Here is a 21615-nt window from a genome sequence, read left to right on the forward strand (position 1 = left end):
CATCAGTCACAGTGCTCATCGTTCCCGAAAATGCAGCTGGTCAGCAACTTTACCCAAATTGAAAACGGAGATACTTTGGCTCAGCCTGTGCATTTGGGCAGAATCAAGATTCTCAACCAGCGTTTTATCCGGTGTACTCAAGAACCCCATTTCATCAAAGAGTTTGAGTAGAGTTTTGTTATTTTCAGCAGTGAGTGCTTGCTTAAGCTGAGCCTGTTGTTGAGCCGAGCATTGGTACATTTTTTCCTGATAAATATACAGCACAACGTGTTTCTGCTGAATTGCGCTGAGTGAATGAAACCAAGCATCGTCTTCGGGGAATCTGACCGAACTATTTTGCTCTTGCGCCAGACACTGGCCGTAAGCTTTGTCCCATTAAGTGAGTGCTTGAACACTATTGACCCGATTCGCACAACCACCCATCAACAGCATGATGAATAGATAAAAAAGGCTATAACGCAGCTTCACTGATACATCTCCAGAATTCTCCTTCTTTTCCGCCAGTATACCAACTCATGGGTTCTGCAACAGAACGGATTCTATAGCGAACGATTTTCGGCACAGAACCCATAGCATCGCCAAATGTTTGCCAATCATATTGGTAAATCCAATGCACCAATACCGGGTTTGACAACCTGCTGCTGATTGGCTTTAAATACCCGAAACGGCTGAGGATGAGCGGGGTAACTGATGAAATTTTGTGATGAAGCGTTGGGGCCGCCAATTATTGCCTATGCCCATAATTATTCTCACGGGGACGTGGAAGCGCCTCATATTCATCAGTGTGCCCAGTTTTTACATGCCTTGAATGGGGTGATTCGTGTCGATACCCAAGCGGGCGCGTGGGTGGTGACAGCGAATAAGGGGTTGTGGATCCCAGCGGGAGTCTCTCATAGTCTGCGAATTACCGGCGATGTGCGCGTTCGCACACTGTTTGTCGATCCGATGGCACGGGCCGATCTGCCGAATACCTGTGTGTTATCGACCGTCTCCCCGTTGCTGACCTGCTTAATTGTTGAAGCGGTTGCTCTCCCGGATGTCCGTATGGCGGGCACCCGGGAAGAACGTATTTTTGAATTGATTCTGGACGAATTACGTCGTTTGAATCCCATCGATTTTGTGGGTCGATCCCTTGTGAGTAGAGATTTAAAGCCAGTGTCACCAAATCAACATTGCCGGAGCGCTCCCCGTTGCCGAATAAACAGCCTTCGACCCGTGTCGCCCCGGTGAGCATTGCCAGTTCAGCACTGGCCACCCCGGTGCCGCGATCATTATACGGATGGACACTGACAGTAACATGATCCAGAGAATCAAAGTTGTTGATGAAGTGTTCGATTTGATCGGCAAACACATTGGGAGTGTTGCGTTCCACTGTGGTTGGCAGGTTGATAATCAATGGCCGTGACGCACACGGTTGCCATACCGCGGCCACAGCCTGACAGATTTCAAACGCAAATTCCGGCTCGGTAAAGTTAAATGTTTCCGGTGAATATTCCAGCGTCCAGAGCGGTTGGGGAGATAAGCAATCGATTTTGTTCGATAGCGTGGTTGAGGTGAGTGTGACACTTGTACTGTGAGAAACTAGCAATTGTGCCGTTTTCGGATGAATGTACTCATTCTGACTCGAGCTGGCTGTCACCTATGTTAGACATGGTGACTGCCAGAACTTACTTCGTTACTCTGATTTATGCACGCTCAGGGTCATTAAATATTTTGTTGTAATCTTCATTACTTTTAACTGATAGAGTGTTGAATACATGCCCAATTGCGTTATGTCGTCCCCAAATATCGTAGTAATCTGGTTCACCTTCAGTAAGATTTGATGCATGCTTCTGACGTTCATATTTGGCATAAACCCAGTCAGTAAACAGCGGTTTTCGGTGGTGAAAATCATGTTGAGGTAAATCCCCGACAAGAATCAAACAACGTACTGGCATATGGTAGATAAACTGTTTCACGTACCACCAGAGTTTTTTCATGACACCGCTTTCTGGGTACATTTCCCCACAAAAGCGTCCCCAAGAAATGTCGGCATAAAAGTAAGGATCTTTGCGTACCTCTTCGAGAGTTTTAATTTCAGTGTCAAACCACGCATGCTCGCTGCAAATCTCAATAAATGCGCTCATTTGGTAGCCGATCACTAAGGGAACACCGAAAACAAAAAATAGTACAATCAACGGGTCACCTAGCGTGGCAGCAAGCCAATACAAAGCAGTTAAGTATGCTAATACACATAAGGTACGTATTGGCCGAACCGCATTAATGTTGTAAGCCGCACGTGCAATTAAGAATGAAGCATGAAATAGCGGTGAAAAAATATTAAAGAAAAAGGTTAGATACAAACTCTTCTTACTTTTGGTAGGTTTAATTCCGAAGTTAGTAAAAAACTGCACAATCGGATCTTTTTTCGTCGCAAATGTATCTGGCCCATGATGCACAATACAGTGATCGTGTTTGTACGATACATAGTCTTGAGTAAACATCAGAGTAGTGACTAGCTCACCAACGAAAAAGTCAACTTTTTCTGCGCCAGATAGACGGTTGTGTACTGCTTGATGAAGAACAACTGCGGCCATACGACGAGACGAAAAAATTAATCCAAACCAAGAACCTGCCAAAATCCAGTATGATGCATTATCAAGGTAGAAAAAGAAAAATCCAGCCGCTAGAGAACATAGAAATAGTGCGACCATGCTAAAGGTGTAACCCAACCAGTTTAATTTTAATCGCGGTGTTTGGCCTTCAAGCGGTTTGCCAGTAAGCCAAGTGGCAAACGATGATGGTAACAATGAGTTTTCATATGAGGCTCGGATCGGATTACTTTGTGATTGTGTGACCATTCCTGCCACCTTTACATTTGTACGATTTTTAAGTTGCTCTTGGGGTAAGAGCGACACGACAACACGCAGGTTTTGTCGTCAGCGATATTTCTCACGGAACCATGCTCCACATAGATTTTGCATTGTCGGCATACACCACTTCCACAACTATAGTTGATATCAATGCCATGATTCAGCGCTGATTCTAAAATTGTCTTATTTTCTTTGCCCACAAACGTTTTGCCGTTGAGATTTATTTCGTACTCATTATGTTTGGGTAAAAAACTACTCCCAATTTTTTTATTTTAGATAACATGTAGTTAACTTTCCTATATATAATATTTTAATAGTAAGAAAATAATCATTCCTAAAAATACGACCATTAATGTGTTTCGTATTATAAGCGCCATAATGATGGTTGCTATTCCACCAATTAAATAAGGGCTATAGATTATTAAATCATCCACCGGTGTAAACATTATTGGTGCAACCATCGCTGACAGCACGCATGGTCCAGTAAATTTAAGGAATTCTTTTGCTTTGTAGTTCAGCTTAAAAGGAAGATTTGTAATGAAAAATAGGTAACGAACACTAAAAGTAATGGCCGCCATCAGAAGAATTGTTATGACTGTCATTATTTCACCTTATTGATGTTTGCCATGAAGCCGATGACCATTCCCACCAGTGTTGAGATGATTAAAGCGTGAGGCATATGAATGACATTGAGGTAAGCGGACAGCGCAAAACTCACGATGGCCCCCAGTATCACTGGATAACGATTTAGACTCGGGATCACAATAGCGATAAAGGTTGCTGCAATGGCAAATTCAAGGCCAAAGTTTTGTAAGTCTGGTATTTTCTGACCGAGAAATATGCCAAACAGCGTAGAAATATTCCACAGAATGTAGAAGGTTAATCCTGATGAAATCGCATAGGGAACACAGAAGTGTCCAATGCGTCCTTTGTAACTCTCCGTCACCGCAAACATTTCGTCAGTCAACAGAAAAGCAAGGATGATTTTTTTATGAAAAGGTAAGTCTTTTACATCATCACGGAAGGTTGCTGAATATAGTAAATGACGTGAACTAATTACAAAGGTAGAACCAAAAATAGAAAGTCCGGGTGCGCCTTGGCCTATGAGTGCCAAGCCACCTAATTGTGCTGCTCCAGCAAAGACTAAGGCGGACATTAAAATCGCCTCAATAATGCTTAGTCCATTATCGATCGACAGAGAGCCGCATAGTATGCCCCAAGGAACGGTTGCAATAGCCAATGGTAATATATCGATAACCCCATCCATGACGAACCGAGTATTGCCTGTTGTCGATATTTCTTTAGTTGATGAACTTTCCATACCACATTTTCCATCAAAGATTACTGAGTCAAATTTACAATAAATTGCTGTAGTTCAATTGTGTTTTGTTGATACTATCCAGTAAATTGAACTAATCAATTCATACTTTGTCACTGTGACAATTAATGTGATTTATCTTTTATATAACTCTCAGGGTAGAACGTTAAATGAAGCAACTTGAGACAAACTGGATACCTGAAATTACAGGTAGTCACCTTCCTGCTTATAAGGCGATTGCGGATGCAATCGCTCAAGGAATCAAGTCTGGTGCATTGCAGGCAGGCCATCAATTGCCGACCCATCGAGCACTTGCCGAATTGCTTGGGCTGAGTATAGGAACAATAAGCCGCGGTTATGCAGAAGCCGAAAGGTTACAATTGATACAATCGACAGTAGGGAGTGGGACATTTGTCTTCTCAAAAAGTCAAAATAATGGTGATTTAGGTATCAGTGCGCCTTGCGCTGAAATACTTGATATGAGTTTAAGTGTGGCTTTACCACTGGAAGATAATTTCATCATTAAGTTCTATCTTGATTTGGCTGCTGATCCTGCGGCTGTCGCAAAAATGAGTCGCTATCAACCCGAGACCTGTCATGCTAATCTTCAGGCTGCTCATGAGAAGTGGTTATCCACCATTGGTGTGAATTTGCTTGAATCTCAGCATATTTGTACCACGATCGGTGGCCAACACGCTTTATATGCAGCGCTTTCATCGGTGTGTGAGGCTGGCGACACCATCTTGAGCGACCAACTGACATATCCTGGGCTTCTGGCAATTGGCCGGCGCTTAAACATTAAAGTTGTAGGAATTGAGTGCGATGAACATGGTATGGTTCCTGAAGCATTGGAACTGGCAATCCAGCGCTATATGCCCAAAGCGGTTTATTTGATGACGCGTCTTTCTACACCGACTTGTGTTTCGATGCCGCAAACACGGATTGATAGCATCGCCAGAATCGTGCAAGAAAAGTCAATTTGGGTGATAGAAGATGATGTTCAAGGTTGTTTGCATCCGACTTCGAACGCGATGTTTATTAATACGATACCACACGCTACCTTACTGGTTTCCAGCTTGTCGAAGGCGCTGCTTGGTGGACTGCGTATTGGTATGCTCTATGTTCCAGAAAGTTTAAGTCATGGTGTACGTCATACCGTGACCACACAAATTTTAGTTCCCCCAATGCTAACGACTGAGCTTTATACCAAATTAATTCTTGAGAGTAATTTGCACGCTTTGATGGAGAAGCAAAAACAAAAGCTGGCTGAACGTAATCGTATTGCGCATGCGCTTCTTGGAGACTATCTCAGTGAGCGCATGACGGACTCGCTCAACATTTGGCTTACCTTGCCAACACAGTGGCGTCCTGAAAGTTTCGTGAAAGCTATGAAAGATCAAGGAGTGATCATTAAATCTGCCGATTCGTTTTGTACCTCGAGAACTTATATCCCCGCGGCCGTGCGTATTTCTCTCGGTGGCACTTTATCTGATACGCAAATCTTTCAAGGGCTTACTGCAATCAAAGCAACCCTGAATACTGAAGCTCATGAGAGCTTTGTTTAATGGACGAAATCGCGGTTCACTTGCTTTTAGCCGAGTTTGACAACCTGCTGCTGATTGGCTTTAAATACCTGAAACGGGTGGGATGAGCGGGTGAGTGATGAAATTTTGTGATGAAGCGTTGGGGCCGCCAATTATTGCCTATGCCCATAATTATTCTCACGGGGACGTGGAAGCGCCTCATATTCATCAGTGTGCCCAGTTTTTACATGCCTTGAATGGGGTGATTCGTGTCGATACCCAAGCGGGCGCGTGGGTGGTGACAGCGAATAAGGGGTTGTGGATCCCAGCGGGAGTCTCTCATAGTCTGCGAATTACCGGCGATGTGCGCGTTCGCACACTGTTTGTCGATCCGATGGCACGGGCCGATCTGCCGAATACCTGTGTGTTATCGACCGTCTCCCCGTTGCTGACCTGCTTAATTGTTGAAGCGGTTGCTCTCCCGGATGTCCGTATGGCGGGCACCCGGGAAGAACGTATTTTTGAATTGATTCTGGACGAATTACGTCGTTTGAATCCCATCGATTTTTATCTGCCTCATCCGAGTTCTGAAGCGTTGATCTCGCTTTGTCGCAATCTCTCGGAGCGTCTTTCCCATCCGTGGACGGCTTCTGATGCCGCCAAATCGCTCGGCCAGAGTGAGAGAACGGTATCCCGTCGCTTTCAGCAAGAGCTGGGATTAACCTTTACCGAATGGTTACGTCAGAAGCGTTTGCTCCACGCGTTAGAACTGTTAGCCAGCGGCTGTAGCGTGTTAGATACCGCCTTAGCCATTGGCTATGACAGCCCGAGTGCATTCAGCGCTATGTTTAAAAGCCGCACCGGGTTGTCACCGAGTGAATATTGCCCGCCGATCCTGCCTCTGGCGCGTGAGTGAGCGCGCTGATCGTCATGCCTGACCTACCGCGCCTGTATGAGCTGCGCATAGGCGTTCAGCAATGCCTGTAACGAGGCTTTGGTGGCATCTTCTTCAATGGCGACGCCGAAAATACTCACATTCGACCTCGCAGACTGCAACTGAACGTAACTCGCCGCTTTACTGTGGGTTTGGGTGCCCAGCGTATGCTCGTGGTAATCCACCACATTGGCCTGACAGTCAAATTGCTGCATTAATCCGGTTAACAAGGCCGACATCAGCCCGATACCACTGCCGACACAGACGATCTCTTGCTCGCAGTAACGGATCTGTGCCTCAATCTGTTGTCCGCCTGCGGTGGGGTGGGTGTGATAGCGTTGCAGGCTCATCACCGGCTTGTGAACTAAGCCATAAGCGGTGCGGAACAGTTGCCATAATTCGGCAATGTTCATTTCGTGCCCGGTGCTGTCGGTATGCTGTTTGACCCGTTGGCTTAAATCGACCTGAAGCATTTTGGGCAGGTGCAAGCCGTGATTCTGTTGTAGTAACCATGCTGCCCCGCTTTTGCCGGACTGGCTGTTGACCCGAATCACTTCTTCATAAGTGCACCCCAGATCCATCGGGTCGATGGGTAAGTAGGGGATATTCCAGTGGCTGGGTGAGGCGCCTTGAGCATGGGCAAATCCCTTTTTGATTGCATCTTGGTGAGAGCCGGAAAATGCGGTAAACACCAGTCTGCCCGCATAAGGATGGCGTGGATGCACCGGCAGCTCATTACACTGCTCGACCAGTTCAACCGTCTGTTGAATGTCGTCGAAGCGTAATTGTGGGTCGATCCCTTGTGAGTAGAGGTTTAAGGCCAGCGTCACCAAGTCAACATTGCCGGTGCGTTCCCCGTTGCCGAATAAACAGCCTTCGACCCGCGTGGCTCCGGCGAGCATCGCCAGTTCAGCACTGGCCACCCCGGTGCCGCGGTCATTATGCGGATGGACACTGATAGTGACATGATCCAGTGAATCAAAGTTGTTGATGAAGTGTTCGATTTGATCGGCAAACACATTGGGAGTGTTGCGCTCCACAGTGGTTGGCAGGTTGATAATTAATGGCCGTGACGCACACGGCTGCCACTCTGCCGCAACGGCCTGACAGATTTCAAGCGCAAATTCCGGCTCGGTAAAGTTAAATGTTTCCGGTGAGTATTCCAGCGTCCAGAGCGTTTCAGGATGCTGTTCACACAAGGCTCGGATCTGCTGCGCGCCTTTGACTGACAGCGCTAAAGTTGCCGCTTGGTCTTGGTTGAATACAATCTCGCGAAAAGCGGGCGCTGTGGCATTGTATAAGTGAACAATCGCCTTGGAAGCACCGATCAGCGATTCGATGGTTCGCTCAATCAGATCCGGTCTGGATTGGGTGATGACCTGAATGGTGACATTGTCAGGAATCAAGGCGTTATCGATCAGCCGGCGGACAAAGTCGAAATCTGTTTGCGAAGCAGAGGGAAATGCAACTTCAATTTCTGTGAAGCCACACGCAACCAGATGATCAAAAAACTTCAGTTTCTTATCGATGTTCATCGGGTTCGCCAGTGATTGATTGCCGTCTCTTAAATCGGTTGAGCACCAACGCGGTGCTTGTGTTAACTGTTTTGACGGCCATGTTCTTTGCGGAAATGTGATCACCGGTGCGGGCGCGTATTTGTCTGAGGGGGTGGCTAACATATGAATTGTCCATCGGTTTGAAAAGGGAACATTCATGCTAGAAGGTTTTGTCTGTGATATCTCAATAGAAGCTGACAAAAATCGTCGGGTTTTGGACACCATACCTTCCCGGCAGGTTTCAGCGATGGTTTGAATTATGGTTGGGTAAACACGCAGTGCATCCCAGTCAGCACCAACAGCAACTATAACGCTTCCATGATCGCCACGGATAACCAGCCGAGTGTGCCGTGAATGGTTATATACAACCGCTGAAATGGCACAGATGCCGACCGGACCAATGATGCCAATTGAGTGTATTCAGGTTTGGTCAATTCACTGGACCTGCACAAAAATTATACGACAGCCATATTTCGTTCCTCAACGAAGCGTCATTTTTTCCGAATAGCTATAGTACCTGTAACAACTAAGTGACATTGATAGGGGAAAAAATGATAGCCGTATTATTTGAGGCAATGGCGGTCGCAGAAAAGAAAGATCGTTATTTCCAGTTAGCTGAACAGTTAAAACCACTTCTCAGTGATATCGATGGTTTTATATCTATCGAACGCTTCCAAAGCACAACGAACCCAGACAAATTTATATCCTTATCTTGGTGGAAAGATGAGGAAGCGATCAAGCATTGGAAGACAAATGTGCAGCACAAGCTTGCTCAAAACGAAGGCAAATCTTCTATTTTCTCTTCATACAAGATTAATGTTTTAACCTCAACTCGCGAATATAGCTCACGATAACATAGGGGAAAAAAGATGTATGATATCCATATAATTTTAAAAAATAGTCTTGGAGAATTAGCTCATTTTGGAGAGCTTCTTGGAAAGAATGGAATTGGATTAGAAGGTGGCGGCGTATTTACGGTTGAAAATCAAAGCCATGCTCATTTTTTGGTTAAAGATGGTGACAAAGCTAGGCATGTTCTTACCGACAACGGATTTGAAGTAAAAAGTGTTGTCTCTCCACTCATACGAAAACTCAAACAAGAACAACCCGGTGAACTTGGTGCAATAGCTAAAGCATTAGCGGATAAAGGTGTTAATATTATTGTTCAGTATAGTGATCATGAAAATCGGTTAATTCTTGTAACGGATAACTATACATTGGCCGAGAATGCGACAATTGATTGGGCTGTCCGAACTTGAGTAAACAAAGTATCCCTTCAATAAAATTAGCAGACTATAGTCAGGAAGCTGATATGGCAGCCTTAGCGACTGCCATGTCGGACACTTCCCGGATGAAGATCCTATGTGCATTGATGGATGGAAGGGCTTGGACAGCAACTGAACTTAGCGTAATAGCAGATATTGCCGCATCTACAACTAGTTCTCACCTCTCTCGTCTGTTAAAAGCCAATCTTGTGACATGTTTATCTCAGGGCCGGCATAGATATTTTCGCCTCTATAACAGCAACATTGCTTCATTACTCGAAAAAATGATGGGAATTACTTTTCAAGTCAGTAATCCGTCTCGCGCCAAAGTGCCGCAAGAACTATTAAAAGCAAGAACATGTTATGACCATTTAGCCGGTGAAATGGCGGTTAAATTGTATGACTCTCTGGTAGAAAATAGCTGGATTGATAAGGATGGTAGTGAGCTCACAGTGCAAGGACAAGAAAAGTTCTTGCAGTTAGGCATCAATATCAATGCGAAAACGAAGCGGAAAAAATGTTGTCCATGCTTAGACTGGAGTGAGAGAAAGTTCCACGTTGGCGGTTACTTAGGTGCATCCCTACTCAGTTTTTTTGATAGTAATAACTGGATAGAAAGGGTTCCTGGATATCGCGAAGTTATTATTACAAGCAAAGGTAATCAAGAACTTCATCGACACTTCCTCATTGTTCAATAGCTTCAACCAGCGATCTGTAAGTAAGGATATCAACAAAGTAAAGTGAGGGCTGAACTTCACGAATCCAATCGTTCTATTGCCGCGTCAGAAATTGTCGCGTCAGAAAATGGAATCGAATTTATCTTTGCAGATGATTCGGAACGATTGGAATCTATATTGATGAAGCTGGATATACCTGTGAAAGATACTATTCCGTCGTCATCATCGTTGTCGGTGCTGAGGGTTTGAGATAACTGCCGATGATAAAGGTGATTAACCCCAGTACCAACGTTGGTACAATCGGATGAATCCCCCCCAGATCAGGCTTGAATGCCACCAGCGAGATATAACTGCCCAAACCAACGACCATGCTACTCAGGGCACCGGTTGCCGAAGCTTTGGACCAGTATAATCCCAGCACCAGCGGCCAGAGGAAGACAGCCTGTAAACCACCTAAAGCCATCAGGTTGAGCCAGATAATCATATCCGGCGGGTGGGTGGCCGCCAGAAATACCAGCAGGGCAAAAATGGCGGTAACCCAGACGGAGAGACGGCTCAGCTTACGTTCGCCCCGCTCTTCGTGCAGCATCCGGGGATTGATATAGTTGAGGTAGAGATCTTTGAGCAGGGTTGCAGAAGCCTGAATCAGTTGTGAGTCGATAGTCGACATAATCGCAGCCATTGGTCCGGCGAGAAATATCCCTGCAACCATCGGGGGCAACACCGTCATCATCAGTGTTGGCATGATAAGATCAGGACTGGCAACTTGCGGGATAATCCCTCGGCCAAGCGCGCCGGCCAGATGGGTGCCGAACATCAGTAAAGCCATCATCACGGTACTGATGACAATCCCTTTATGTAACGAAGCACTGTCTTTATAGGACATACAGCGGACCGCTGCATGAGGTAAACCGATCACCCCGAAACAGACTAATACCCAGAAACTCAGAATAAACGGTTGGCTGAGAAAATGATCCGGCCCGTATGGGGTGACTAGCGCCGGATCGATATGATGCAGCCGGGTGACTAACTCACCGATACCGTGGCCGGCATGGATGACACCCCACAGCAACACGAACGTCCCAATCAGCATCATAATCCCCTGAACTGTATCGGTCAGGACGACCGCCCGGAATCCACCGATGGTAGTATACAACCCGACCGTACAGGCAAACAGCAACAGCCCTTGATGATATGACAGTCCGGTGACCGTTTGCAGTAACCGCGCCCCACCGACGAACTGTACTACCATGGTGCCGAAAAAGGCGAGCAGGAGGGTGAGTGAAGCAATAATGACCACCGTGCGACTCTGAAAGCGGGCAAATAAAATATCATTGAGTGTCACAGCGTTGTGGCGTCTGGCTTCCATGGCAAATTTCTTCCCCAGCACACCTAAGGTCAGCCACGTCGCCGGCAATTGAATCATCGCCAGTAATACCCAGCCAAGTCCCATTTTATAGGCTGCGCCCGGCCCACCGATAAAACTGCTGGCACTGGCATAGGTTGCCGCCAGTGTCATCGCGAGGACAAACCCGCCAAGGCTACGACTGCCAATAAAATATTCGCTGAGAAATTGCCCCGGTCGGTGATGGCGGCGGGTCAGTATAGCCAACGCAAAGACAGCGGCAAGATAGATAAGTAAAGGGATAATCAGTTGACTATTCATGATGATGATTCTGTTGTGAAGTGTCAGGGTGCCGGGATAAATTTTGTAAGTGTCGTTGTGGCTCGTCACTGTCCTCTGCTGTGGATAGCGAGAAATTACGATACACATATTTCACCATCAGGCCGCACAGAAGTGTAAACAGTACCGGGCCGACGACACAAGAAAGCAAAAACCATAATGGCATTCCCCAATAAAGTTCAGGTAATGCCTGAGATTCAGGCGGTGGAGAAAAACCGTAAGCCGTGGCATACCACCAAATAAAATATCCCAGTGCCAGTGCAATTGCCCACAAGGCTTCCCGGTGTGCCTGACGATAAGGTTTGGTCTGTTGATTCATCGGCTATGATTCTCCCTGTTCTTATCATCTAAAAAGACCATCATCTTTGAAATCATTCAGTTGAAGATGATACCTGTCACTAAATTTGGTTGGCGATGATACCAGAATGTAGGCCATGAAGGTAAGTTGAGAATGCGCTTCATGACGGTGAATCCGGGCTCGACCTCGTCAAATAATCGTGACGAACAGCACTCAGAGGTGATCCGGTGATTTGTCAATGGTGTCCCTGACAGATTGGTTGTTGCATCAATAATATGAGTATTATTTCACGTAATTTATGATTAATTTTTGTGTTTGGTACACCTTCTGACCATATTTTCTCTATGTTCCGGGAAATGTTCAGAGGGAAATTTCCTGCTAAGTACTCGGTTTCGTCCTGATAATGAAGCGTTGCTCAGATGCGTGTCCGGTGCCTGACGTGTTGGATTCATGGCGTTAGAGACATGGATAGATAATGAGCAAGGATATTCCCTGTTTGAAATCCGGGTCCCTTTAATCGGGAGATGAATTTCATGGTATTGACTCAATTATTTCGCAGCCGTATTGGGATCGGGCAATCTCGATACCGGCGGGCTGTCCTTGCGATGCTTTACCCGCTGTTGGTGATTTTTTATGCCCCTTTTAGTCAAGCCGATGGGGTGGTACGTGGTGATACGAGTAACAAAAGGATTGCATTTAGTAATTCCTATGCGGGTAGTGATTTTCGCAAAGTGATGGTGCAAAACTGGAAAGATGTTGCCTCTCAGGCGCAGCAGGATGAGTTGATCAAAGATGCTCCGGTGCTCAGTGCGAATAATTCCGTGCCTGAACAGGCTCAGCAAATCCAGAATATGATTATGGATGGCTACGATGCCATTGTGATTCTGGCGGCATCGGATACCGCACTCAGAGGCTTGGTTCATGATGCCTGTCAGGCTGGCGCTATCGTCGTGGTTCTTGCCAGTAAAATACATGACCCTTGTGTTTACGAGGTGAACTACGATTGGGATGAGATGGGACGGGCAGAGATTGAATATGTTGCCAAACGCCTGCAAGGCAAAGGGAATTTGCTGGAAATCCGGGGCATTGCCGGTGATACGACCGATGAGGATATCAGTGCCGGTATTCATAAAGCCGCCCAACAATATCCGGAGCTGAAAATCGTGCATACCGTTTATGGTCAATGGACCAATGCAGTTGCGAAAAAGGAGGTGGCGTTAGCCCTGCCTGCCCTGCCGAAAATTGATGCGGTGGTGGTTCAGGGCGGAGATGGATACGGTGCGGCGATGGCTTTTCAGGAAGCCGGAAGGCCGTTGCCGATTATTGTGATGGGAAATCGCCAGAATGAGCTGGCATTCTGGAAGCAAGAGCGGGATGCGCATGGTTATGAGACATTTTCTATTTCGGCGACCCCAAGTATTTCCCAGGTCGGTTTTTGGGTAGCGCAGCAAATTCTGGCCGGAAAAGACGTTCCGAAGATGGTGCATGTCCCGTTAGTGACCATATACAGCGACGAACTGGATGCATGGCTTGAAAAGATGCCCGTCGGTGGTGCTGCAAATCCGTCATACTCTCAGCAAGATGTGGCGAACATGATTGATGCTGCCTTGCATCAGTAAGCGCGTGGATACGGTGTTATGCTGAAAATCAGGTCATTTGAGCACTGGTCGATTACCACCAAGATTACGGTATCAGTGGTCTTGTTGGTGTTACTGAACATGGGTGTTTCGATTGTGCACTTCTATAGTTTGACCCAGTTGAAAAAGTCAGTGGAAATGATCGGCTACGGTTCAGCAGTGATGGTCTCGGTGAATGATGCAGCAGAGCGGATCGAAAATTTTATCTCTTCTCATCAACCCTCTCGTTTGAATGAAGTTAAAGCGATTATAGAAGAGAATGTGGAAACGCTTGCTCATCTGGATTTGAGTGAATTGGAGAGCGTTCATGCAGAAGAGGTCTCCGCACTGAAAAGAAGAATGCGCTATTTCTCCAACTCGGTCGATATTTTGGGACTGGCGACCGAAATGATGAATACCGAAACAAACAATATGGCTCGTCAGCAAGCGCAGTTACAAAACGTAGCAACTGCGATTGAAACACATCTGACGCAACGACGGGAACAGCTCGAGCAGCGGATGAATTTGCAGGATGCCGAGATGGATAAAGTGTATCAGTCCCACCAGATTATCCAAAGTCTCCGTGCGGGGGTGCATAAAATGTCTTCTGTGTTGCTACCGCATGTGGTCGGGGAGGTTGATGAGCCGCTGATGGAAATCAGACAGGCTTTGCAGGCGATGCTTCCGGTCGTGAATATGCTAAAAGAACTCAGTGAGCAAGAGCAATGGCTGACTACCATCGAGCAACTGCAACAGGAGATCATTGTTGCCCGGCAAAATATTGATGCATTAAACGATGTCAAATCGGAGCGCAGTGCGGTTTATATGCAGTTGATGGTGCATTTTAAAACCATTGAGCGGGTGCTTGACCAGCTTGAAAACCTCGTTGCAACGCGCGAGGACGAAGTGGGAGAGAAGATGGATTATCTACGGATCGAGATTGGCTTACTGCAAAATTCAGTCAATATTTCCAGACGATTCGCGGAGCGAGTGGCCTATTTAGAAGCGAAGACATTGACTTTTCTGTTGCGTTCAACAGATGCCGAGGCGGCATTTGTCCATGAAACGTTGGATCAATTGAGTCATTATTCGCGTATTTTACCCGCTGTGAACACCTTGGAATCGGCGCAGAATGCGGCGGTGACGGTCAATTCGTTGATTGATGGCTACCGTGATGCTTTTATTCGCTTCCGGCAGGCAAGCTATGCACTGTCTCGGGTTCACCAAAAAGTTCGTGAAGAGGTTGAGCGAACGTCATTACTCGTATCCCAGTTTGCTAAAGAACAACAAGTTGCCGCTGATAAACATAATGAATGGAGTGAACTCTCCGGCATGATTGTCGGTGGTATTACTGCGTTGACCGCACTGTTCATTGCCTGGTCAACTTCTCGCTTGATCGCCAGACCGATTATCTCGCTGGCTGCGGTGATGCGTCAGTTAGCCTCCGGTCATCTGGATGTGACGATTACCGGAGTAGAACGTGAGGATGAAGTCGGCAGTATGTCTCGTGCAGTGAAAATATTTCAGGAAAATGCTGTCAAGGTTCAGGCAATGGAAGCTGAAGCCGAATCGGAACGACAACAGATTATGGCGCAACTGGAGCGGCGTGTTGTTGAACGGACAGAAGACTTACAGCACAAAACGGAACAATTGGAAGCACAAGCTCGTGAACTGAATCGTGCTCGTATTCAAGCGGAAGCTGCAACCCATGCCAAATCGGTTTTTCTGGCGAATATGAGTCATGAACTGAGAACACCGCTCAATGCAATTCTCGGTTATGCGCAGTTGATGCACCGGGCGCCTGAATTGAATGAACAGCAAAGAGAGGGACTGAATACCATCATCCAGAGTGGTCATCATTTACTGACCCTGATTAATGACTTACTGGACTTGTCGAAAATTGAAGCCGGACGGATGGACATGACTCCGGAGGCGGTTGATTTGACTCGCTGCTTCCAGAATGTGCTTGAAATTATTCGGATTAAAGCGTCTCAGAAAGGCTTGGCGCTCAAGCTTCAGGTCAAGCCCCAGACACTGCCTTGGGTCTTCGTGGATGAAAAGCGCCTGCGTCAGGTTTTACTGAATTTGTTAGGCAATGCGGTGAAGTATACCGACGCGGGCTATATCTATCTCAAAGTTGTCGCTGAATCGGTTGATACGGCTGATCCGGTGCGGGTCACATTTTCAGTCGAAGATAGTGGTATCGGGATTGATCCCGAAATGCAGAGCATTATTTTTCACCCCTTTGAGCGGGTCGGTGATAAAAAACGTCGCATTATCGGTACGGGGCTCGGCCTTGCGATTAGCCAACAGCTGGTCAAGCAGATGGGGGGCGAGATTCAGGTGACGAGTCAGGCTGGTGTGGGGAGCCAGTTTTTCTTTACGCTGACGTTGCCTGTTGTAGCAGAGAAGCGCGAGCAAGAAGTTTGCTTCAGCCAAGAGAATATTATTGGTTATGAGGGGAGTCGCAAGCAGATTCTGATTGTCGATGATGTGCTGGAAAACCGTATGCTATTGGTTGATTTATTGGGTGAAATTGGCTTTGAAACCAGTGAAGCCGTCGATGGTCAGGATGGTGTTGAGCAGGTGTATGCGAAGCGACCGGATTTGATTTTGATGGATATCGTGATGCCGGTGATGGATGGACTGGAGGCGACACGGAATATCCGACAGATTCCGGAACTGGAGGATATTCCGATCCTGATTGTGTCTGCCAGTGCATCACAAACCGAGCTGACGCAAGGAGAAGAAGCCGGAGCAAGTGGTTTTGTAAGCAAACCGATTGATAGAAATCGGTTACTGATTCAGATCGGTGAACAGCTGAACCTGACGTGGATCGTCGATGTACAGACATCGGAATTGGATGCATCACCGATGATGTCCGATACTTCAGAATGGGTGACGCCACCGAGAGAGCAATTAGAGGAACTTTATCATTTGGCATTGCTCGGCAATATGCGTCATATCCGCAACTGGGCTGAAGGCTTAAAAGCAGAAGATTCCCGTTATAATGCTTTTGCTGCGCAATTGATTGATATGACGAAAGCGTTCCAATCCCGGGCGATATCCCAGCTAGTCAATGAGTTATTAGAAAGGAAATCTGCCATATGAGTATTGTGGAGTATCCGACAGTGAAGCATCAGGAGCAAATTATCTTGATCATCGATGACACCCCCGCCAACTTGGGCGTATTAGTGGATGAACTCGATGGTCGGCACTTTCAGGTTTTGATCGCGGAAGACGGAGAAGAGGGGTTACTGCGGGCTGACTATGTGGTGCCGGATTTGATTTTGCTGGATGTGATGATGCCGGGCATGAATGGTTTTGAAGTGTGTACTCACTTGAAGCAGAACGATAAAACTCGCCATATTCCGGTGATTTTCATGACGGCCTTGAATGATGTGACGGATAAAGTCACAGGATTTGAAGTGGGCGGTGTAGATTATATTACCAAGCCTTTTCAGATCGAAGAGGTTGTGTCCCGGATTAAACTTCATCTGTCTTTGTGTGACATGCAGCAGCGATTAACCGAAAAAAACCGACAATTGGTTGAAGAAAGCCAAGTTCGTCAAAAAGCGCAAGTGGAACTGAATCAGATTTTACAAGAGCAGCAACGCTTACTGGAATACTCCGGAGTGGGGATCGCATTTTTACAGCAGCGACGGATTGTCAGATGCAATCAAAAACTGGCGACACTGTTCGGTCAGGAGATCGAGACTTTAAAGGATCTGCCGCTCGAATCGCTTTATTCGGCTGAGTACCATGATGATTACATTCATCAAGCTGCCCATCAATCACTCGTCGAGCAAGGTGAGTATGTTTTGGATATTCGCTATCAGCGCAGTGACGGTCGTTGTTTCTGGGGAGAAACGATTCTGACCGCGATTGATCGCGACGATCTGTCCAAAGGCGAAATTCTGGTCATTCATGATATCGATCAGCGTAAACGGACAGATGCATTGCGTATCGGTCAAGGGCAACTGTTTGAAATGATGGTCACCGGCTCACCATTGGATGATATTCTCAACCGTTTAATTCAATTGATTGAAGCCCATCAGGTGAAGACGTTGGGCGCTATATTTTTGAAAAATAATGATCGGTTAACGTTGCGCACAGCGCCAGAGCTACCGGATATGTTTGCCGTGCAGTATGAGACATTATTTCCCGAAGGCGAACTGGTGACTGAGTCATCGAGTCCGAATAGTGAATCAGTGATACGGGAACAAGCCGTCTGGTGCGAAAATCCGCTGGCACCGATGCCCGGATGGGAAGCCTACGGTACGTTACTGAATCAGTTTGGGATCCAAGCGTGCTATACCATACCGATGGTCACCTCACAGGGAGACATATTAGGTACACTGACACTTTATTTTCTTGAAAAATATCAAATAAATCAGTTGGATATGACGTTTGTTGATATGGTGACACGGATTGCGGGTATCGCGATTGAACGCCAGCATAACGAAGAGCGGATTCAATATTTGGCACATCACGATACATTAACGGCATTACCGAATCGAACTTTGTTGAATGACCGTTTAAATCAGGGGCTGTTATGGGCGCAACGCTATAGTCGGAAGGTGTCCGTTGTTCTGATTGATCTGGACCATTTCAAAATGATTAATGACAGTCTGGGTCACAGCGCCGGAGATGCGTTATTACAAATTATTGCGAAACGGATGGAAACCTGTATCAGGAAAACCGATACCTTGGCACGTTTGGGGGGCGATGAGTTTGTCGTGATCCTGTATAACGCGAACCCGATTGAGCTGGTACTCAATCGAATCAAAGAAGTGATTGCCCAACCGATACAGATTGCCGATCACGAAATCAGAATGACCGGCAGTATTGGGTTTGCGAACTACCCTGATGATGGTCAGAGCGCTGATGTCCTGTTAAGAAATGCTGATGTTGCCATGTACCATGTCAAAGAGTTTGGACGGAATAGTTTTCAGCATTATAGCCTTGATATGAGTAATGAGATTCAGGAACGGATGGTTCTGCAGGAGAACCTGCGTCATGCATTGGAAAATCAAGAATTCATCTTGCACTATCAGCCTCAATATTGTTTTCATACGCAGCGTATTGTTGGGGTTGAAGTTCTGTTGCGTTGGCAGCATCCTGAATTCGGTATGGTTCCTCCGGTGCGTTTCATCCAGTTGGCTGAAACGACAGGCATGATTGTTCCGATCGGGGATTGGGTATTGCAGACTGCGTGTAAACAGAATAAAGCCTGGCAGGATGCCGGCATTAAAGATCTCTGCGTGGCGGTGAATGTTTCTGCACGTCAGTTTCATGAGAAAGACTTACCGGAGCGGGTGGCTGCTGCTTTGGAAATGAGTGGATTAGAAGCCCGTTATCTGGAATTGGAAATCACTGAGAGTGTGGTGATGCAAAATCCGCAAGAAGCGGTTGAGATCATGCAAAAAATTAACCGCATGGGCGTTCAGCTGTCGATTGACGATTTTGGAACGGGTTACTCCAGTCTCAGTGCGTTGAAAAACTTTCCGGTTCACCGTTTGAAAATTGATCGCGCTTTTGTCACGGATCTACCGGACAATCCTGAAGGGTGCAGCATTGCGCAAGCGGTCATTGCGTTAGGTCATAGTTTAGGGCTGAATGTGATCGCAGAAGGGGTTGAAGATGACCGGCAACTGGCTTTCTTGCATCAGCACCAATGTGATGAGATTCAGGGGTATTACCTTTGTCGTCCTGAGCCGGTTGATCGCTGCGAAGCCTTTTTGCGGTCACGTCCCTGCCCACTGAATTTGTTGGGTTGATAAATGAAACTGTGGGCGGAACAAGCAAATTGACGTTGGGCATGGCTATATTCTGTCACCCTTGAGTTTGGCAGGGAATTATTTTACCCATCATTTCAATTCAAGAATAAATGAGATGGCTCACTGTATTTTTATGTTTATCGTTACGCGATCAAATTTTTGAATGCTTTTGCTTTATTTTTGTTACATTTTCTGGAAACTTATCAATCTTTTTCTATGATTTTGTTAAGTAATTGTATGAGGCCTACCCAAGCAGTCTCGAGGTACTGGGTTCAGAATGCCTTCAGACAGCTTTCTGAGTCGTATCGTACAGTCACTTGGGGAAATCAATATAACAATAGAGTATTACCCCTTGAGAGTTTTTTATGAATTATAACAATATAAAGAAATTGAGTCAGTTGAGTGCTCAACAATGGAATCTTATTCTATTTATTCTGCAACTGCCTTTCTTGGCCTATTTTATTTCACAGCAACTTTGGTGGTGGACAGGGGGGCAAATCCTGTTCAGTACGGTGGTGTTTTTGACGTTACAGTCATTTCATCGTTTACTCGTGGTAACCCAAAGTGTTGCGATTGAGTTGTCTGAAGGTGACTTGCGGGCCAGAATCGAGACTGAACGTGAAGGTGCTCATCCGCTTTATCGCTCCTTTAATCGAATCGGTGAAGATGTTTCAAGAACGGTTGGGGCATTAGGGGAGACCTCTGCGGCGTTGCTCAATGTTGCTGAATCGGTAAAAAAAGATTCGGAAGTGTCTAAAACCGGTGCTTTACGGCAAAGGAGTGATGTCGAACAGGCGGTAGAAATTGTCGGGCATCTGGTTGAGACGACTCGGCAAGTTGCTCGCTTTACCGAGATTTCATCCGGCTATGCCAATGAAGCGAAAATACAGGCTGATGAAGGTTGCAACGGGATGGCACAACTGGAACATGCGTTACATACGGCCAGCGAGCAGATTGAAACATCGCATCAGCACATTACAGCGCTGGAAGGAGAGAGTGTCAGTATTGGTCAGGTGATCGGTACGATTAGTGACATCGCGGAGCAGACCAATTTGCTGGCATTGAATGCCGCGATAGAAGCCGCCCGGGCCGGGGAGCAAGGACGCGGATTTGCCGTTGTTGCCGACGAAGTCCGGACACTCGCGACACGAACACAAACGGCAACCAATGATATTCATATGCGGATCGAGGCGCTGCGCTTGAGTATTAACACTGTAGTTGAAGCGATGCAGAGAAACAGTGAATGTATGCATGAATCCATGGGAATTGTCGAGCAGACCAGTCAATCTTTCACGCAGTTGTTGGATAAGATCGCAGAAATTAAAGGGCAAAGTAGTCAAATTACGAGTTCTCTGGATGAGCAGGTCAATGCGACGGTTGATTTGGAACACTGTTTGTCGGAAATCACGGTTGTGGCAAAAGAGAATGTCAGAGCGACACAAGAAACATTGATGGCGAGTGTCACGGTGCAAAATATATCCGGTGAAATTAACTCACTCTTACACCGCTTTGCCATTGATAGTCGTCAACTGGAAGCTGAAGATAAGCAAAGAAATAAGTTAATCGAGTGGGGGCCATCGCTTGATTTGAATATTAAGGAAATTAACCGGCAGCATCAGACTTTAGTCCACTTGATTAATGAACTGAATCACTTACTGAATAACGGTTATGGGTTGGCATCGATTAAACGGGTCGTACAAGGCTTGATAGATTATACAGCGAACCACTTTCAGTATGAGGAAACGCTGTTTGAACAGTTTGGCTATGTGAATGAACATGAACACGTCGGGGCTCACCATCGATTGGTTGAGCAGGTGCTTGATTTCCAAAAACGGGTCGAAAATGGGGAAAACATTGGCAAGGAGCTGATGTCGTTCCTTCAAGATTGGCTCACGCTACATATTCAGAAAGAAGATAAACAGTACGTTGAGTGTTTTCGTGAGCATGGCGTGAACTGAAGACATGGCATGAACTGAAGATGAAGGGGTTCCGCCCGGAATCCCTGAACATGACGACAGGCGTGATAAAAATATCCCTTCAGAGACGGATCATCTGAAGGGATGGGAAAAATGAAAAAAGTTGAAGATGTAGCTGATCAAATGATTATTTTTT

At 46.4% G+C, this 21615-nt stretch carries 16 protein-coding genes and 2 pseudogenes; 10 read left to right on the forward strand and 8 right to left on the reverse strand.

Annotated features, from left to right (window positions below; genetic code table 11):
- Positions 1–690 precede the first annotated feature (690 nt).
- A pseudogene (locus AC55NX_RS10575) lies at positions 691–903 on the forward strand (AraC family ligand binding domain-containing protein); the annotation flags it as partial.
- Between the two features lies 1 nt (position 904).
- On the opposite strand, the gene AC55NX_RS10580 reads toward AC55NX_RS10575, so the two are convergent.
- The 5 genes from AC55NX_RS10580 to AC55NX_RS10600 are packed head-to-tail and all read right to left on the reverse strand — an operon-like array spanning position 905 to position 4173.
- Positions 905–1639 carry a hydroxymethylglutaryl-CoA lyase-like TIM-barrel protein gene (locus tag AC55NX_RS10580; protein WP_496995700.1) on the reverse strand — a complete coding sequence of 245 codons (735 nt, stop codon included), beginning with the start codon at positions 1637–1639 and terminating at the stop codon, positions 905–907.
- A 46-nt stretch (positions 1640–1685) separates the two neighbouring features.
- Positions 1686–2840, reverse strand: a complete 1155-nt coding sequence (locus tag AC55NX_RS10585; protein ID WP_496995701.1) for a fatty acid desaturase — start codon at positions 2838–2840, stop codon at positions 1686–1688.
- An 11-nt stretch (positions 2841–2851) separates the two neighbouring features.
- Positions 2852–3115, reverse strand: a complete 264-nt coding sequence (locus AC55NX_RS10590) for a 2Fe-2S iron-sulfur cluster-binding protein (protein WP_496995802.1) — start codon at positions 3113–3115, stop codon at positions 2852–2854.
- 33 nt (positions 3116–3148) lie between these two features.
- Positions 3149–3454, reverse strand: a complete 306-nt coding sequence (locus AC55NX_RS10595; protein ID WP_496995702.1) for an AzlD domain-containing protein — start codon at positions 3452–3454, stop codon at positions 3149–3151.
- Positions 3454–4173, reverse strand: a complete 720-nt coding sequence (locus tag AC55NX_RS10600; protein WP_496995703.1) for an AzlC family ABC transporter permease — start codon at positions 4171–4173, stop codon at positions 3454–3456. The genes AC55NX_RS10595 and AC55NX_RS10600 overlap by 1 nt, the downstream gene beginning before the upstream one ends.
- Positions 4174–4340: 167 nt before the next feature.
- On the opposite strand from AC55NX_RS10600, the gene AC55NX_RS10605 reads away from it, so the two are divergent.
- Both AC55NX_RS10605 and AC55NX_RS10610 read left to right on the forward strand, forming a co-directional pair.
- A complete protein-coding gene (locus AC55NX_RS10605; protein WP_496995704.1) occupies positions 4341–5735 on the forward strand; it encodes an aminotransferase-like domain-containing protein in 1395 nt (464 codons plus the stop codon).
- 97 nt (positions 5736–5832) lie between these two features.
- Positions 5833–6609 carry an AraC family transcriptional regulator gene (locus tag AC55NX_RS10610; protein WP_496995803.1) on the forward strand — a complete coding sequence of 259 codons (777 nt, stop codon included), beginning with the start codon at positions 5833–5835 and terminating at the stop codon, positions 6607–6609.
- A 23-nt stretch (positions 6610–6632) separates the two neighbouring features.
- Here AC55NX_RS10610 and leuA read toward each other — a convergent pair whose 3' ends face one another.
- Positions 6633–8306 (reverse strand): 2-isopropylmalate synthase, encoded by a 1674-nt coding sequence (gene leuA, locus AC55NX_RS10615; protein WP_496995705.1) that lies wholly within the window; start codon positions 8304–8306, stop codon positions 6633–6635.
- A 428-nt stretch (positions 8307–8734) separates the two neighbouring features.
- Here leuA and AC55NX_RS10620 point away from each other — a divergent pair, with 428 nt between their 5' ends.
- Genes AC55NX_RS10620 through AC55NX_RS10630 form a run of 3 tightly spaced genes read left to right on the forward strand, consistent with a single transcriptional unit; the run spans position 8735 to position 10146 of the window.
- Positions 8735–9037 carry an antibiotic biosynthesis monooxygenase family protein gene (locus AC55NX_RS10620; protein WP_496995706.1) on the forward strand — a complete coding sequence of 101 codons (303 nt, stop codon included), beginning with the start codon at positions 8735–8737 and terminating at the stop codon, positions 9035–9037.
- Between the two features lie 15 nt (positions 9038–9052).
- Entirely contained in the window at positions 9053–9442 is a 390-nt protein-coding gene (locus AC55NX_RS10625) for an amino acid-binding protein (RefSeq protein ID WP_496995707.1), read from the forward strand.
- Positions 9439–10146: an ArsR/SmtB family transcription factor gene (locus AC55NX_RS10630; RefSeq protein WP_496995708.1), complete on the forward strand. Its 708-nt coding sequence runs from the start codon at positions 9439–9441 to the stop codon at positions 10144–10146. Before AC55NX_RS10625 ends, AC55NX_RS10630 begins: the two co-directional genes overlap by 4 nt.
- A gap of 187 nt (positions 10147–10333) precedes the next feature.
- On the opposite strand, the gene panF is transcribed toward AC55NX_RS10630, so the two are convergent.
- Together panF and AC55NX_RS10640 are read right to left on the reverse strand one after the other, a co-directional pair.
- Positions 10334–11791, reverse strand: a complete 1458-nt coding sequence (gene panF, locus AC55NX_RS10635; RefSeq protein WP_496995709.1) for a sodium/pantothenate symporter — start codon at positions 11789–11791, stop codon at positions 10334–10336.
- A gap of 70 nt (positions 11792–11861) precedes the next feature.
- Positions 11862–12128: pseudogene (locus AC55NX_RS10640) on the reverse strand (YhdT family protein); the annotation flags it as partial.
- A gap of 512 nt (positions 12129–12640) precedes the next feature.
- Here AC55NX_RS10640 and AC55NX_RS10645 point away from each other — a divergent pair.
- From AC55NX_RS10645 to AC55NX_RS10660, 4 genes are all read left to right on the forward strand, one after another.
- Positions 12641–13726 (forward strand): ABC transporter substrate-binding protein, encoded by a 1086-nt coding sequence (locus AC55NX_RS10645; protein ID WP_496995710.1) that lies wholly within the window; start codon positions 12641–12643, stop codon positions 13724–13726.
- A gap of 18 nt (positions 13727–13744) precedes the next feature.
- The gene (locus tag AC55NX_RS10650; RefSeq protein ID WP_496995711.1) at positions 13745–16834 is read left to right on the forward strand and encodes an ATP-binding protein; all 3090 of its coding nucleotides are present in this window, start codon (positions 13745–13747) and stop codon (positions 16832–16834) included.
- Complete coding sequence (locus tag AC55NX_RS10655; protein ID WP_496995712.1) at positions 16831–19503, forward strand: EAL domain-containing protein; 2673 nt, start codon at positions 16831–16833, stop codon at positions 19501–19503. The genes AC55NX_RS10650 and AC55NX_RS10655 overlap by 4 nt, the downstream gene beginning before the upstream one ends.
- A 365-nt stretch (positions 19504–19868) precedes the next feature.
- A complete protein-coding gene (locus AC55NX_RS10660; RefSeq protein WP_496995713.1) occupies positions 19869–21461 on the forward strand; it encodes a bacteriohemerythrin in 1593 nt (530 codons plus the stop codon).
- The last annotated feature ends 154 nt before the right edge of the window (positions 21462–21615 follow it).

This window comes from Vibrio rubrogenes (assembly GCF_059641415.1).